The following is a 15,007-nucleotide window of genomic DNA, read 5'->3' on the forward strand; positions in this document are numbered from 1 at the left end:
GTTAAAATCCCCTGTAGGAGCTGCCGAAGGCTGCGATCTTTTTACGGTCTCAAGTTCTTACCTGATCACCACTTCCTGCTCCAACACCAATTCCTGCTTCCCCGCATCCAACCGAACCAACGCCCCCATCGGCAACGTCACGTTCGGGTCGCAATGCCCGCTGCGCCAGCCGGACAGCACCGGTATCCGCAACGGCGCGAAGGTCTGCTTGAGCAACCGCTCCAGCGCCGGCACATCAACACCGGCGATATCCCCGACCAAAACACCGCGCAACTTGTGTAACGTGCCCGCCAGTCGCAAATGGGTCAGTAACCGGTCGATGCGATACAGCGGCTCGTTGATGTCTTCGATGAACAGGATGACGCCCTCGGCATCGATCTCGTAGGGCGTGCCCATGGTCGCGGCAATCATCGACAGGTTTCCGCCCAGCAAGCGCCCATGGGCAATGCCTGGCTCGATTGTGCTCAATGGGCAGGCCACCGGGTGCGTCAGCACACTGCCCGCCTTCACCTGCCCTCTGAGCATGTTGAAGAAGGAGGACTCGGTGGGCTTTTGCTTGTTGCCCAACAGATCCGCATTAAGCAATGGCCCATGAAACGTCACGAAACCCGCGTAGCGGCTGATCGCCAGATGCAGCGCGGTGATGTCGCTGTAGCCAATGAACGGTTTGGCGTTGTCACGCAACAACCGGAAATCGACGCGATCGAGCAGCCGGGGCGTGCCATAACCACCGCGCAGGCAGATGATCGCATTGACGTCATCGTCGGCGAATGCGCCATGCAAGTCATTGAGTCGTACATCATCGCTACCAGCCAGGTAGCCGTCTTTCTCGTAGACACCGGGAAACACTTTCAGCGAGTAACCCCGGGCGCGCATCCATTGCACGGCTTTATCGGTGTCCAGCGCCGCGGGACCGGCGGGCGCAATCACGCCAATCGTACCTTCCGGAGGCAACGCCGGTACGGGAACGTGAGGACAAAGGGTATGGGTCGGTCGTACGGTCATCCGTGAATCTCCCTGCGTAATCTTCAGCACACAGTAGTCAGGAACGGGGACAAACAGAAGAGGCTGAGTCACACCGCAGGTTGCAGGAAAAAGCGGCTATCGCCGTAGGCAAGGCAAAAAAACGCCCGCAAGGTTTGGAAACCTTGCGGGCGTTTATGTTTCACAGTCGATCAGGACGACATCAGCTCAGCCTTGACCAGCTTCGCCTGCTCGTCGGCGTGGTACGAAGAACGTACCAACGGGCCGGAAGCGACGTTCTTGAAGCCCATCTTGTAGCCTTCTTCGGCGAACCAGGCAAAGGTGTCCGGGTGCACGAAACGCTGCACCGGCAAGTGGCTGCGGGATGGCTGCAGGTACTGGCCCAGGGTCAGCATGTCGATGTCGTGCTCGCGCATGCGCTTCATGACTTCGATGACTTCTTCGTCGGTTTCGCCCAGACCCAGCATCAGGCCGGACTTGGTCGGAATGTGCGGCATCATCTGCTTGAAGCGTTGCAGCAGGGTCAGCGACCACTGGTAGTCCGAACCCGGACGCGCAGCCTTGTACAGGCGCGGCACGGTTTCCAGGTTGTGGTTGAACACATCCGGCGGCTCGGCTGCGGTGATTTCCAGGGCGATGTCCATGCGGCCACGGTAGTCCGGGACCAGGGTCTCGAGCTGCACGTTTGGCGACAATTTGCGGATTTCGCGGATGCAGTCGGCGAAGTGCTGGGCACCGCCGTCACGCAGGTCGTCGCGGTCTACCGAGGTGATCACCACGTATTTCAGTTTCAGGTCGGCAATGGCGATGGCCAGGCTTTCCGGCTCGTTGACGTCCAGTGGCTTCGGACGGCCGTGGCCAACGTCACAGAACGGGCAGCGACGGGTGCAGATGTCACCCATGATCATGAAGGTCGCGGTGCCGCCGGAGAAGCATTCGCCCAGGTTCGGGCAGGAAGCCTCTTCGCAGACACTGTGCAACTTGTGTTTGCGCAGCAGCGCTTTGATACGGTCGACTTCCGGCGAAATCGGAATGCGTACGCGAATCCAGTCAGGCTTCTTCGGCAGTTCGGTGGTAGGAATGATCTTTACCGGGATGCGTGCAACCTTCTCGGCGCCGCGCAGCTTGACGCCGGCTTCAACCTTGGGACGCGGGGCCGGGCGCTCGGTGACATCGAGCGTCGGGATCATGGTTTGCACTGCATCAGTAGTCATATCAGTCGATTCCGCCCGTCAGGGTCGTCTGCTCAGCATAGTCGAGGTGTTTGACGAGCTGCGCACGCAGCCGGGCACTTACCTCGGCAAATTCAATCGATCCTGCGTGATCGCTCAGCTGGGTCATCGCCAGCCCGGCGTAGCCGCAGGGATTAATCCGTCGAAACGGTTCCAGGTTCATGTCCACGTTCAGGGCCAGGCCATGAAAGGAACAACCGTGGCGGATCCGTAGACCCAGGGAAGCGATTTTCGCCCCATTGACATAGACACCCGGCGCGTCAGGCTTGGCCGCGGCGGTGACACCGTAACTGGCCAGCAGCTCGATCAGGCATTGCTCCATCCGGCTGACCAGATCGCGCACGCCAAAGCCGAGCTTGCGTACATCCAACAGCAGATAAGCCACCAACTGGCCGGGGCCGTGGTAAGTCACCTGGCCACCACGATCAACCTGCACCACCGGAATATCGCCGGGAACCAACAGATGCTCAGCCTTGCCGGCCTGACCCTGGGTAAACACAGGCGGGTGCTCGACCAGCCAGATTTCGTCGGGGGCATCGCTGCCACGTTCGTTGGTGAAGCGTTGCATGGCGTGCCAGACCGGCTCGTAAGCCATCTGGCCGAGTTCACGAAAGCCCAGCGTGCCAGACATCACAACACCATGTGCACGAAACCGGTGGCCCGTAGTTCGCTGTTGATGTTGTACAGCTGGTCCTGGTCGGTCGCGACGATGTGCAACTGAATCGTGGTGTATTTGCCGTTGCTGCTCTGGCGCTCGTCAATACGCTCATCATTGATCTTGGCGTACTTGCTGACGATGTCGATGATTCTGTCCTTGTTACCCACGCCGGTGTCGCTGATCACCTTAACCGGGTAATCATTGGCAGGGAATTCGATTTTTGGCGCCTTTACTTCAGTATCGGTCATGGCGTAACGGCCTCGTAAGCGTAAGCCGTGGCGACGGCAAAACCCCGCGCCGGATCAGCGCAGGGCCTTGCAGGTGCACACTATCAGTTGAACAAGCCGTAGAAGAATAGACGGATGCTATCCCACATGCGGCGGAAGATACCACCCTCCTCGACAGCGTCCAGGGCGATCAGGTCGGCGCTGTGCACCACTTTGTCGTCCAGTTTCACTTCGACTTTACCGATCACGTCGCCCTTGGCGATTGGCGCAATCAGTTGCGGGTTCATGGTCATGCTCGCAGCGAGCTTCTTCAGCTGGCCTTTTGGCAGGGTCATGGTCAGGTCTTGCGCCAGGCCGGCCTTGACCTGGTTGGTCGAGCCTTTCCAGACCGGCGCCTGAGCCAGTTCGGCACCCTTCTGATAGAAGGTCTGGGTTTCGAAGAAGCGGAAACCGTAGGTCAGCAACTTCTGGGTTTCGGCCGCACGAGCGGTGTCACTGTTGGTACCGAATACCACGGCGATCAGGCGCATGCCATCACGTACCGCCGAGGACACCAGGCAATAGCCCGCTTCGTCGGTGTGACCGGTTTTCAGACCGTCGACGGTCTTGTCACGCCACAGCAGCAGGTTGCGGTTCGGTTGCTTGATACCGTTCCAGAAGAACTCTTTCTGCGAGTAGATCGCGTAGTGAGCCGGATCTTCGTGAATGATCGCGCGAGCCAGCGTGGCCATGTCGTGAGCCGACGAGTAGTGCTCAGGGTTTGGCAGACCGGTCGGGTTCATGAAGTGGCTATTGGTCAGACCCAGGTCGCCAGCGGTTTTGTTCATCATGTCGGCGAACGCGTCTTCGCTTCCGGCGATGTGCTCGGAGAGCGCAACACTGGCGTCGTTGCCCGACTGGATGATGATGCCGTGCAACAGGTCGCTGACGGTGACTTGCGAACCGACCTTGATGAACATCCGCGAACCGCCTGTACGCCAGGCGTTTTCGCTGACGGTCACCGGATCGTTTTCACCGATCTGGCCACGACGGATTTCGAGGGTCGCGATGTACGCAGTCATCAGTTTGGTCAGGCTGGCTGGCGGCAGACGCTGGTCACCGTTGTTCTCGACCAGCACGTTGCCGCTGCTGGCGTCCATCAGCACGAAGGCTTTGGCGGCCAGTTGAGGTGGCGACGGCATCATCTCGACCGCGAAGGCGGCGGGTGAGAGGAGCAGCGGGACTAACAGGAACAGGCGTTTGGCAAAGGTGGTGATGTTCATCCGTCTCTCGAAATCGCTAATGGAAACTGCCCTAGGGCAAAACTAATCAAATAACCTTCTAACGGGTTATCGCGTGTTCAGTTGCTCACTCCAGTCACCCTTGCCGGGCTTTTGTTCTTCAACGAGTCAACAACCTGGTCCGCCCCCCAAAACCGCAGACGAACCGTCAATCAAGTCCAACGTATTACTCAGTCACAACACTTGGCGAACCGAGGTTGGCCAGGCGCACACTGTTCTGCACCTGCTGGATTTCACCCGGCGAGCCGATCGGCCCCAGGCGAACCCGATGCAGGGTCTGCTGGTTGCGCACGACCGAGCTGATGAACACCGGAGCGCTCACCATCCCGCTGAGCTTCGATCTCAGGAGTTCTGCAGCGTCCGGGTTGGCGAACGCGCCCACCTGCAGATACTGGCCAGAGGCTGCTGCAGAAGCGTTTTTTTTTGCGTCAAGCGGCACAGGCACCACCGCGGCGGCGTGTTGCTGCGGCGGCGGAGTCCATTGCTCGACAGTGCCGGCCGAGGCCGTAATCACTGGCGCGCTATTCTGCGCGACTTTCGGTTCGTTGAGCATCAGCGGCGCCGGACGGCCCTTGGCCGCCCACCATTGCTGCGGATCGATGCCTTCGACCTTGACCCGCGCGGTGCCGGTTTCGGCGTAACCGAGTTTCTTGGCGGCCGCGTAGGACAAATCGATGATCCGGTCCGAGTAGAACGGCCCGCGGTCGTTGACGCGCAGGATCACGCTCTTGTTGTTGTCCAGGTTGGTCACCCGAACATAACTCGGCAGCGGCAGTGTCTTGTGCGCGGCACTCATGCCGTACAGGTCATACACCTCGCCATTGGCGGTGTTCTGACCGTGGAACTTGGTGCCGTACCAGGACGCCGTACCCGACTGTACGTAGGTCTTGGACTCTTGCAGCGGAAAGTAGGTCTTGCCCAGCACGGTGTACGGGTTGGCCTTATAAGGGCCGGTGTGCAAGGTCGGTGTGGCGTCCGGGATGCGCGACACATCGACATCCCACCATGGTGCCCCATCCTTGTGGGCACGGTTGATGTCCAGCCCCGGCGTCGTACGCACGGCAGCGGGAGCCTTCTGGGCAGGCGGACGACTGGTCGAACAACTGGCGACCAGCAACCCCAGTGCGGCGAATGCCATCAGCCTCAGGGGTTTATTCATAGGCAATGCCCGCATTACTTGACGCCCCGTGCTTGAACCAGTTGTTCAGACAGTTGATGTACGGCCATGGCGTACATCACGCTGCGGTTATAACGCGTGATCGCGTAGAAATTCTTCAGGCCCATCCAGTATTCCGGGCCATTGTCGCCTTCCAGCCGGAAAGCCGTAACCGGCATATCATCGCGCAGCGCATCATGACTTGACCACCCCAGGACTCGCAACTCCCCAACGGTTTTCACAGGCTCGATGCCCGTGGTCAGACCTTCGTCCACCTGATCGCCGCGTGCATCGGCGCGGCTGACCACCGGTTCGCCGGCGACCCAGCCGTGACGCTTGAAGTAACTGGCAACGCTGCCAATGGCATCGTCCGGATTGTTCCAGATATTGATGTGGCCATCGCCGTCGAAATCCACCGCATAAGCGCGGAAACTGCTCGGCATGAATTGCGGCAACCCCATCGCACCGGCGTAAGAGCCTTTAAGTGTCAACGGATCGACTTGCTCTTCACGGGCCAGCAGCAAGAACTCACGCAGTTCCTTGCGGAAAAATTCGGCACGGGGAGGATAGTCGAAACCCAGGGTCGACAAGGCATCAATGACGCGGTAATTACCGGTATTGCGCCCGAAAAAGGTCTCAACGCCGATGATCGAGACGATGACCTGAGCCGGCACGCCGTATTCCTGCTCGGCGCGCGCCAGCACCGCTTCGTGCTGACGCCAGAAGTCCACACCGCGGGCAATGCGCGCGTCGGTAATGAACATCGGGCGATATTCATGCCACTGCTTGACCCGCTCCGCAGGTTTGGAAATGGCATCCAGAATCGACTGTTTGCGCTCGGCTTCGCGGAACACACCCATCAGTTGTTCACCGGCGAACCCGTAATCGCGGGTCATTTCACCGACGAATTCGGCCACCTGGGGTGAACCTTCGTAATCGCCGGCCAATGCTGTCTGCATTGTGCCAAGGATGCTCACCAGGCCGACCCATGGCGCGTATCGAGTCGCCCAGCCACGCATTACTTGCATTGAAATCTTCACCTTATTCAAACCTGCGCGATCCACTTGCGATGGGTATGGATCGACATCAAAACCCCAAACGCTGACAGCAGCGTCACCAGCGAAGTTCCTCCGTAGCTAATGAACGGCAACGGCACCCCCACCACCGGCAACAGGCCACTGACCATACCGATGTTGACGAAAACATAAACAAAAAACGTCATGGTCAAAGCGCCCGCGAGCAATTTGCCGAACAATGTCTGGGCCTGGGCGGTAATCACCAGGCCACGGCCGATCAGCAGCAGGTAGATCAGCAGAAGCGCACAGATGCCCACCAGACCGAACTCTTCACCCAACACGGCGATGATAAAGTCGGTGTGGCTTTCGGGCAGGAAGTCCAGGTGCGACTGGGTGCCGAGCAGCCAGCCCTTGCCGAACACACCGCCGGAACCGATGGCGGCTTTGGACTGGATGATGTTCCACCCCGTGCCTAACGGGTCACTTTCCGGGTCGAGGAACGTGAGGACACGCTGCTTCTGGTAATCGTGCATCACGAAATACCACATGGCCACGGACACCGGCACGGCGGCCGCGAGCACGCTGAGGATCCAGCGCCAGCGCAGGCCGCCCATGAACAGCACGAAGGCGCCCCCCGCCAGAATCAGCAATGAAGTGCCGAGGTCGGGCTGACGCACGATCAGGATGAATGGCAAACCGATCAGAAACAGGCTCACCCCTACATGTTTGAGTTGCGGCGGCAAGGTGCGCTTGGACAGGTACCAGGCGATGGTCGCCGGCATCAGGATCTTCATGAACTCCGAAGGCTGGAAACGGATCACCCCGGGAATATTGATCCAGCGCGTGGCGCCCATGGCGTTGTGGCCCATGATGTCGACCACTACCAGCAACAGCACGCCGAGCACATAACCCACCGGAACCCAGCGGGCCATGAAGCGTGGTTCGAACTGGGCGATGACGATCATCGACACCAGGCCGATGCCGAACGACGTGGCCTGTTTGGCCAGCAAGTCCCAGCTTTTGCCGCTGGCCGAATAAAGCACGAACAGGCTGCCCGCCGCGAGCGTCAGCAGCAGGATCAGCAATGGGCCATCGATGTGCAGGCGCTGCAACAGCGTCGCACGACGACGCATCACATCCTCGCTCGAGAGCATGCGATCGAAATTATTCTTCACGGGCTGTTGCCTCAGGGCTGATAGGGCTGGCGTATTCAGGCTTCAACCGGCCGTTCTGGTCCAGGAGCCAGGCGTCCATGATTTGCCGTACCACTGGCGCTGCGACCCCGGAACCGGACTCACCGTTCTCGACCATTACCGAGACCACAATTTTCGGGTCATCGGCGGGCGCGAACCCAACGAACAAGGCGTGGTCGCGATGACGCTCCTGAACCTTGGAGCGGTCGTACTTCTCGCCCTGCTTGATCGCGACCACCTGGGCCGTACCCGACTTGCCAGCAATCCGGTACTGCGCACCGATCGCGGCCTTGCGCGCCGTACCGCGGGCACCGTGCATCACCTGCTGCATGCCATGGTTGACCTTGTTCCAGTCCGACGGGTCGCGCAGGATGATGTCCGGCACCGGATTCTCATCCACCGGTTTCACGCCTTCGATGGTCTTGGCCAGGTGCGGACGGTTCCAGACGCCTTTGTTGGCGACCAGGGCGGTGGCCTGGGCCAGTTGCAACGGGGTCGACTGCATATAGCCCTGGCCGATCCCGAGAATCAGCGTTTCACCCGGGAACCACGCCTGTCGACGGGTCGCACGCTTCCATTCGCGGGACGGCATCAGTCCCGGCGACTCTTCGAACATGTCCAGCGAGACTTTTTGGCCGATGCCGAACTTGGTCATGTACGCCGACAGCCGATCGATCCCAAGCTTGTGCGCCAGATCATAGAAGTAGGTGTCGTTGGAACGCATGATCGCCGTATCGAGGTCGACGAAGCCGTCACCGGTGCGGTTCCAGTTACGGTATTTGTGATCGTAGTTGGGCAGCATGTAGTAACCCGGGTCGAACACCCGGGACGACGCCGTCACCACGCCTGCGTCCAGGCCGGCAATCGCCACCGCTGGTTTGATCGTCGAACCCGGCGGGTACAAGCCGCGCAATACGCGGTTGAAGAGCGGCCGGTCGATGGAATCACGCAGTTCGGAATAGGCCTTGAAACTGATGCCGGTGACAAACAGGTTCGGGTCGAAACTCGGCTGGCTGACCATCGCCAGCACTTCGCCGGTTTTCGGGTCCAGCGCAACCACCGCACCACGACGACCGCCCAGCGCCGCTTCGGCGGCTTCCTGCAATTTGATGTCCAGGCTCAGGACAATGTCCTTGCCGGGAATCGGATCGGTACGCTTGAGCACGCGCAATACGCGGCCGCGAGCGTTGGTTTCAACTTCTTCGTAGCCCACCTGGCCGTGCAGTTCAGGCTCGTAGAAGCGCTCGATGCCGGTTTTGCCGATGTGGTGGGTGCCGCTGTAATTGACCGGATCGAGGGTCTTGAGCTCTTTCTCGTTGATCCGCCCCATGTAACCGACCGAGTGCGCGAAGTGCGCACCCTGCGGATAGTGACGCACCAGTTGCGCAACCACTTCCACCCCAGGCAGGCGGAACTGGTTCACGGCGATCCGGGCGATCTGCTCTTCGCTCAGCTCAAACAGGATAGGCACCGGCTCGAATGGTCGACGCCCCTGACGCATGCGCTTCTCGAAAATCACCCGATCATCGGGCGTCAGCTCCAGCACTTCGACGATCACGTCGAGCACTTTTTGCCAATCGCCGGAACGTTCGCGGGTCATGCTCAGGCTGAAGCTGGGCCGGTTGTCGGCAATCACCACGCCATTACGGTCGAAGATCAAACCGCGAGTCGGCGGAATCGGCTGCACATGGACGCGGTTGTTTTCCGACAGCGTCGAGTGGTACTCGTACTGGATCACTTGCAGGAAATACAAACGCGCGATCAGCACGCAGATCAGCACCACCACCGCAATTGCCCCGAACACGACGCGACCACGCACCAGACGGGCGTCTTTTTCGTGGTCCTTGATGCGGATCGGTTGAGACATGAGGGCAGAACTACTTGTGGTAAGGGTGACCGGACAGCACGGTCCAGGCACGGTACAACTGTTCGCCGATCAGAATCCGCACCAGCGGGTGCGGCAATGTCAGCGGCGACAACGACCAGCGCTGATCGGCCCGGGCACAGACTTCCGGCGCCAGCCCTTCGGGGCCGCCGACCATGAAGTTCACGGTGCGCGAGTCCAGCCGCCAGCGATCGAGTTCGACCGCCAGCTGCTCGGTACTCCAGGGCTTGCCATGGACTTCGAGAGTGACGACACGCTCGTTCGGCCCGACCTTGGCCAGCATGGCTTCGCCTTCCTGACGGATGAAGCGCGCCACGTCGGCGTTCTTGCCACGGGTGTTGAGCGGTATTTCCACCAGTTCCAGCGCCAGCTCGGACGGAAGACGCTTGGCATATTCATGCCAGCCTTCTTCCACCCACTTGGGCATGCGGGAGCCGACGGCGATCAGTCGCAGTCGCACAGCCGTTCCTTATTCCTGGTCTTTGTTGAGCTTGGTGAAATGCTCGTGACCGACTTCAGGGCTGTGGTGTTTGCCATCAGCGGCACGGCTCTGCTCGGCACCTTTCCACAGGCGCTCCAGGTCGTAGAACTGACGGGCGTTGGAGGTCATCATGTGGACGATCACGTCATCCATGTCCAGCAACACCCAGTCGCTGTCGCCCTTGCCTTCTTCACCCAGCGGCTTGATGCCCAGGGCTTTGACCGCTTCGCGGACCTTGTCCAGCATCGCGCCGATCTGGCGGTTGGAGGTACCGGTGGCGATGATCATGAAGTCGGTGATGCTCTGCTTGTCGCGGACATCGATGACCAACACGTCCTGGGCCTTGACGTCTTCCAGGGCCGCGACGGCGATCTTGACCAGTTCGTCGCCTTTAGGCGGCTCGGCGGCAAGGACCTTCTCAGGCAGCGGAGCACTCTTGAACGTGCCTTTACGCTTAACTTTGTTTACGTCGTTGTTCGTCATATAAAACTCGTTTTGCTCGTTTGTTCGGGCGCTTCAATACACGTTGTTGCCACGTGCCTTGAGGCACTCCTATTCAGTTCGACGCACGGTAGAGTCCGTGCGCATCGATGTAGGCCAGGACCGCGTCGGGCACCAGGAAACGTACCGACTTACCGCTGGCCAGCAGTTGACGGATCTGGGTGGCGGATACCGCGAGCGGTGTCTGCCAGACGAATGCAATCTGTCCGCTCGGCCCTTTGAGGGCCAGCGGGTCGCTCACCGAGCGCGCTGCCAGCAGGTTGCGCAAGGCATCCGGCGGTTCGCTGTCGGCATCCGGGCGTTGCAACACCAGGATATGGCAATGCTGGAGCAACTCTTCCCAGCGGTGCCAAGTGGGCAGGCCGCAAAATGCGTCCCAGCCCAAAAGCAGAAAAACCTGGTCCTGCGCGGCCAGCTCGGCGCGCATCAGTTCCAGGGTATCAATGGTGTAGGACGGTTTGTCCCGCTGCAATTCGCGGGCATCCACCACCAACGGTGCCACACCGGCCACCGCGCACTCGACCATCGCCAGACGGTCTTCGGCCGATACCTGCGGCGTACCCCGATGAGGTGGCCTGGCACTGGGTGTCAGACGCAGCTCATCGAGCGCCAGGGTTTCGGCGACTTCCAGTGCACCGCGCAAATGGCCGATGTGCACCGGGTCGAACGTTCCGCCCAGCACGCCAATGCGCCGAGGTGCTGGCTCGCTGGCGGTCAACGGGGCTGACGGGTCGTGATCGCCCAAGTCAGACCGGCTCCTGTCCGCGCAACTGTCCGTCGCCGACCACGATGTACTTCTCGCAGGTCAATCCTTCGAGACCCACCGGGCCGCGGGCGTGCAGCTTATCAGTAGAAATGCCGATCTCGGCACCCAATCCGTATTCAAAGCCATCGGCGAAGCAGGTCGGGGTGTTGATCATCACCGACGACGAGTCGACTTCAGCCACGAAACGCCGGGTGTCGCCCTGGTGTTCGCTGACAATCGAATCGGTGTGGTGCGAGCCGTAATGGTTGATGTGCTCGATGGCCTGATCCAGCCCTTCGACCACGCGGATCGACAAAATCGCCGCCAGGTACTCGGTGTTCCAGTCATCTTCACTGGCCGGTACGGCTTCGATGATCGCCCGAGTGCGCTCACAGCCGCGCAGTTCGACGCCTTTTTCGCGGAACTGGGCCGCCATCGCCGGCAGAAAATCCTTGGCAACCGTTTGATCGACCAGCAGCGTTTCCATGGCACCGCAGATGCCATAACGGTAAGTCTTGGCGTTGAACGCAATGCGCTGGGCTTTCGCCAGGTCGGCGTGCTCGCTCACATAAACGTGGCAGATACCGTCCAGATGCTTGATCACAGGTACGCGGGCATCGCGGCTGACACGCTCGATCAAGCCACGACCACCGCGAGGCACGATGACGTCGACGTATTCAGGCATGGTGATCAGCGCGCCAACGGCGGCACGATCCGTGGTTTCGACCACTTGCACCACGGCAGCTGGCAAATCCGCTTCGGCCAGACCACGCTGAATGCACGCGGCGATGGCACGATTGGAGTGAATCGCCTCGGAACCGCCGCGCAGGATGGTCGCATTGCCGGATTTCAGACACAGGCTGGCGGCATCGATGGTCACGTTCGGCCGGGATTCGTAGATGATCCCGATCACGCCCAGCGGAACACGCATTTTGCCGACCTGGATGCCCGACGGACGGAAGCTCATGTCACGAATCGCCCCGACCGGGTCCGGCAGTGCCGCGACCTGGCGCAGGCCGACGATCATGCCGTCGATCCGCGCAGGGGTCAGCGCCAAGCGTTCCAGCAAGGCTGGCTCCAGACCATTGGCGCGACCAGCCGCCAGATCCTGCTCATTGGCAGCGGTCAGCTCGGCGCGAGCAGCGTCCAGCGCGTTGGCGGCAGCCTGCAGGGCGCGGTTTTTTTGCGCGGTGCTGGCACGGCCGATCACGCGGGAGGCTTCGCGGGCAGCGCGACCCAAGCGGGTCATGTAGTCAAGAACGGACTCAGTCATGGTCTGGGCGAGGTCTTTGCTAAGGTCGTGGTAAAGAGTAAAGCGGCAGATTATAGCTGTCGCGCCTTCCGACTAACAGCGGTGACGGGCGGATGGTCGAAATGGAGCGCGATTTGTCGACGTTCAGCCGGGATTAAGCCGCAAATTGTTATCATCACGACTCATTCAGCCCTGATAAACGCCGAATATCATGTCCAACCTGACTGTAAGTGTGTCCGCCGCGAGCTTGCCCACGGGCCTTCCGGACGCATTTTTCGACCGCGATGCCCAGGTTCTCGCCCGGGATCTGCTGGGAAAGGTCATCCGCCACCGAATCGGCGACCTGTGGCTCAGCGCTCGTATCATCGAGACTGAAGCGTACTACTGCGCCGAAAAAGGCAGCCATGCGTCACTCGGCTATACAGAAAAGCGTAAGGCTTTGTTTCTGGATGGCGGCCACATCTATATGTATTACGCCCGGGGCGGCGATTCCCTGAACTTCAGCGCCCAAGGTCCGGGCAATGCGGTTTTGATCAAATCCGCCTATCCGTGGGTCGATGAGCTGAGCGGACCGGCCAGCCTGGCGCAGATGCTGTTGAACAATCCCGACGCCCAAGGCCATCCTCGCCCGTCACAAAAGCTCTGCGCCGGGCAAACCTTGTTGTGCAAATCGCTGGGTTTGAAGGTGCCGATGTGGGATGCCAAGCGTTTTGACCATGAGGTGCTGCTGGTGGAAGACGTCGGCCCTGCGCCGGCACAAATCATCCAGACCACACGATTGGGCATCCCCCATGGGCGCGATGAACACCTGATGTACCGCTTCGTCGATGCGGCTTATGCGCCGTATTGCACGCGAAACCCGTTGCGACGGGGGCAAGTCGAAGGACGCGATTACATCCTGCTGTGAATAAAATCCCGTAGGAGCTGCCGCGGGCTGCGATCTTTTGATTTTTGAAAGGCAAAAGATCGCAGCCTGCGGCAACTCGTACAGAGCAACCAATGAAAATGGAGTTGGATTTATGGGCCCATGGCTCGATAGCGTGACCGGATGGTTGGCGGCCAACCCGCAATGGCTGGCAGCAGCGGTATTCCTGGTGGCCTTTGTGGAATGCCTGGCGATTGCCGGACTGATCGTTCCCGGCACGGTGTTGCTGTTCGCCGTGGCAGTACTGGCAGGCAGTGGCGCGCTGACGCTCAGCGAGACGCTTTTGCTGGGTTTCGTCGCCGGGGTGCTGGGTGACGTCATTTCTTATTTTCTGGGGCGGCACTTCCACCAGAACATCCGGCGCCTGCCGGGCTTGCGCCATCATCCGGAATGGATCGCCGGGGCCGAGTCTTATTTCCAGCGCTACGGTATCGCCAGCCTGCTGGTCGGGCGTTTTATCGGCCCCCTGCGGCCCATGCTGCCAATGGTGGCCGGGATGTGCGACATGCCTTTCCCGCGCTTCTTCGCGGTCAGCCTGTTGGCCGGCGCGGGTTGGTCGGTGGCTTATCTGATGCCGGGCTGGGCCACGGGCGCGGCAATCCGCTTGCCGTTGCCTGAAGGCTTCTGGCTCCAGGCCGGGGTTGTTGCCGGCAGCATTGCGGTGATGGTCGGTTTGAGCGCGACCAGCAGCCTGCGCCGGCATCGCCGCGCAACGCTGTTCATTGCCGGAATGAGCCTGCTGATTCTGGCAGGGCTGTTTATCGGTTATTCGCACCTGTCCGCACTCGATCAAGGCGTGATGACACTGGTGCAGGAACATCGCAAACCGATGCTGGATGAAGTGGCGGTGGTCTTCACGCTGATCGGCGAATTCCGCAACATGCTGCTGTTCAGTGTACTGCTGACTGGTTTGCTGCTTCTCATGCGCCAATGGCGGCACGCGATTTTCGCCGGCAGCACGCTGCTCTTCACGGCACTGGCGAATACCGGAACCAAGCACTTTTTCGCCCGCGTGCGCCCGGAAGTATTGAGCGATCCGCTCACCAGCTACAGCATGCCCAGCGGCCATGCGTCAGGGTCTTTCGCGCTCTTCCTCACCCTCGCCGTCCTGGCGGGACGCGGACAACCGCCTCGCATGCGCCTGACCTGGTTACTGGTGAGCTGCCTGCCGGCGCTGCTGATTTCGCTTTCGCGGGTCTACCTCGGTGCGCATTGGCCGACGGATGTATTGGCTGGCGCAATGCTGGCGGCCTGTGTCTGCGCCGCGAGCCTGTGGCTGATTCAGCGCGATACATCGCTCAGCGCCCTGCCCCCCAAGGTCTGGTGGCTGGTGCTGCCAGCCTTGGTGGCATTGTTCGGATTCTTCGTGCTGAGGCATTTGCCGCATACGATGTTGCGGTACGCGTACTGACAACAGCAAAAGATCGCAGCCTGCGGCGGCTCCTGCATCAGGAGCTGCCGCAGGCTGCGAT

15 protein-coding genes are annotated in these 15,007 nt (G+C 60.4%); 2 read left to right on the forward strand and 13 right to left on the reverse strand.

The window, feature by feature from the left end:
* Positions 1-57: 57 nt before the first annotated feature.
* The 13 genes from CKW19_RS07150 to CKW19_RS07210 form a co-directional block, all read right to left on the reverse strand.
* Positions 58-1,005 (reverse strand): LD-carboxypeptidase, encoded by a 948-nt coding sequence (locus CKW19_RS07150; protein ID WP_095057250.1) that lies wholly within the window; start codon positions 1,003-1,005, stop codon positions 58-60.
* A gap of 170 nt (positions 1,006-1,175) precedes the next feature.
* Positions 1,176-2,174, reverse strand: coding sequence for a lipoyl synthase (gene lipA / locus CKW19_RS07155; RefSeq protein ID WP_177408787.1), 999 nt, complete (start codon positions 2,172-2,174; stop codon positions 1,176-1,178).
* Between the two features lie 25 nt (positions 2,175-2,199).
* Positions 2,200-2,847, reverse strand: coding sequence for a lipoyl(octanoyl) transferase LipB (gene lipB, locus CKW19_RS07160; RefSeq protein WP_095057252.1), 648 nt, complete (start codon positions 2,845-2,847; stop codon positions 2,200-2,202).
* Positions 2,847-3,122 (reverse strand): DUF493 domain-containing protein, encoded by a 276-nt coding sequence (locus CKW19_RS07165; protein ID WP_056728855.1) that lies wholly within the window; start codon positions 3,120-3,122, stop codon positions 2,847-2,849. The genes lipB and CKW19_RS07165 overlap by 1 nt, the downstream gene beginning before the upstream one ends.
* Positions 3,123-3,205: 83 nt before the next feature.
* The gene (locus CKW19_RS07170; RefSeq protein ID WP_095057253.1) at positions 3,206-4,363 is read right to left on the reverse strand and encodes a D-alanyl-D-alanine carboxypeptidase family protein; all 1,158 of its coding nucleotides are present in this window, start codon (positions 4,361-4,363) and stop codon (positions 3,206-3,208) included.
* Between the two features lie 184 nt (positions 4,364-4,547).
* Positions 4,548-5,555 (reverse strand): septal ring lytic transglycosylase RlpA family protein, encoded by a 1,008-nt coding sequence (locus CKW19_RS07175; RefSeq protein ID WP_095057254.1) that lies wholly within the window; start codon positions 5,553-5,555, stop codon positions 4,548-4,550.
* Entirely contained in the window at positions 5,555-6,565 is a 1,011-nt protein-coding gene (gene mltB, locus CKW19_RS07180; RefSeq protein ID WP_095057255.1) for a lytic murein transglycosylase B, read from the reverse strand. The genes CKW19_RS07175 and mltB overlap by 1 nt, the downstream gene beginning before the upstream one ends.
* Positions 6,566-6,582: 17 nt before the next feature.
* Positions 6,583-7,686, reverse strand: coding sequence for a rod shape-determining protein RodA (rodA, locus tag CKW19_RS07185; protein ID WP_177408788.1), 1,104 nt, complete (start codon positions 7,684-7,686; stop codon positions 6,583-6,585).
* Between the two features lie 31 nt (positions 7,687-7,717).
* The gene (gene mrdA / locus CKW19_RS07190) at positions 7,718-9,613 is read right to left on the reverse strand and encodes a penicillin-binding protein 2 (RefSeq protein ID WP_095057257.1); all 1,896 of its coding nucleotides are present in this window, start codon (positions 9,611-9,613) and stop codon (positions 7,718-7,720) included.
* A 10-nt stretch (positions 9,614-9,623) separates the two neighbouring features.
* On the reverse strand, positions 9,624-10,091 hold the full coding sequence (gene rlmH, locus CKW19_RS07195) for a 23S rRNA (pseudouridine(1915)-N(3))-methyltransferase RlmH (protein ID WP_007937439.1): 468 nt from the start codon (positions 10,089-10,091) through the stop codon (positions 9,624-9,626).
* A gap of 9 nt (positions 10,092-10,100) precedes the next feature.
* On the reverse strand, positions 10,101-10,595 hold the full coding sequence (rsfS, locus tag CKW19_RS07200) for a ribosome silencing factor (protein WP_095057258.1): 495 nt from the start codon (positions 10,593-10,595) through the stop codon (positions 10,101-10,103).
* A 73-nt stretch (positions 10,596-10,668) separates the two neighbouring features.
* Entirely contained in the window at positions 10,669-11,358 is a 690-nt protein-coding gene (nadD, locus tag CKW19_RS07205) for a nicotinate-nucleotide adenylyltransferase (protein WP_095057259.1), read from the reverse strand.
* Between the two features lies 1 nt (position 11,359).
* On the reverse strand, positions 11,360-12,631 hold the full coding sequence (locus CKW19_RS07210) for a glutamate-5-semialdehyde dehydrogenase (RefSeq protein ID WP_095057260.1): 1,272 nt from the start codon (positions 12,629-12,631) through the stop codon (positions 11,360-11,362).
* Positions 12,632-12,821: 190 nt separating this feature from the next.
* Between CKW19_RS07210 and CKW19_RS07215 the strand changes: the two genes are divergently transcribed.
* Both CKW19_RS07215 and CKW19_RS07220 read left to right on the forward strand, forming a co-directional pair.
* Positions 12,822-13,517, forward strand: a complete 696-nt coding sequence (locus CKW19_RS07215; protein WP_095057261.1) for a DNA-3-methyladenine glycosylase — start codon at positions 12,822-12,824, stop codon at positions 13,515-13,517.
* 112 nt (positions 13,518-13,629) lie between these two features.
* Positions 13,630-14,946 (forward strand): bifunctional DedA family/phosphatase PAP2 family protein, encoded by a 1,317-nt coding sequence (locus CKW19_RS07220; RefSeq protein WP_095057262.1) that lies wholly within the window; start codon positions 13,630-13,632, stop codon positions 14,944-14,946.
* Positions 14,947-15,007 lie beyond the last annotated feature (61 nt).

Source organism: Pseudomonas sp. Irchel s3f7 (assembly GCF_900187615.1).
GTDB lineage: Bacteria > Pseudomonadota > Gammaproteobacteria > Pseudomonadales > Pseudomonadaceae > Aquipseudomonas.

Coding starts and splice junctions, on each gene's coding strand:
- CKW19_RS07150 (WP_095057250.1), bottom strand. CDS start 1,005: ATGACCGTACGACCGACCCATACCCTTTGTCCTCACGTTCCCGTACCG.
- lipA (WP_177408787.1), bottom strand. CDS start 2,174: ATGATCCCGACGCTCGATGTCACCGAGCGCCCGGCCCCGCGTCCCAAG.
- lipB (WP_095057252.1), bottom strand. CDS start 2,847: ATGTCTGGCACGCTGGGCTTTCGTGAACTCGGCCAGATGGCTTACGAG.
- CKW19_RS07165 (WP_056728855.1), bottom strand. CDS start 3,122: ATGACCGATACTGAAGTAAAGGCGCCAAAAATCGAATTCCCTGCCAAT.
- CKW19_RS07170 (WP_095057253.1), bottom strand. CDS start 4,363: ATGAACATCACCACCTTTGCCAAACGCCTGTTCCTGTTAGTCCCGCTG.
- CKW19_RS07175 (WP_095057254.1), bottom strand. CDS start 5,555: ATGCGGGCATTGCCTATGAATAAACCCCTGAGGCTGATGGCATTCGCC.
- mltB (WP_095057255.1), bottom strand. CDS start 6,565: ATGCAAGTAATGCGTGGCTGGGCGACTCGATACGCGCCATGGGTCGGC.
- rodA (WP_177408788.1), bottom strand. CDS start 7,686: ATGCGTCGTCGTGCGACGCTGTTGCAGCGCCTGCACATCGATGGCCCA.
- mrdA (WP_095057257.1), bottom strand. CDS start 9,613: ATGTCTCAACCGATCCGCATCAAGGACCACGAAAAAGACGCCCGTCTG.
- rsfS (WP_095057258.1), bottom strand. CDS start 10,595: ATGACGAACAACGACGTAAACAAAGTTAAGCGTAAAGGCACGTTCAAG.
- CKW19_RS07210 (WP_095057260.1), bottom strand. CDS start 12,631: ATGACTGAGTCCGTTCTTGACTACATGACCCGCTTGGGTCGCGCTGCC.
- CKW19_RS07215 (WP_095057261.1), top strand. CDS start 12,822: ATGTCCAACCTGACTGTAAGTGTGTCCGCCGCGAGCTTGCCCACGGGC.
- CKW19_RS07220 (WP_095057262.1), top strand. CDS start 13,630: ATGGGCCCATGGCTCGATAGCGTGACCGGATGGTTGGCGGCCAACCCG.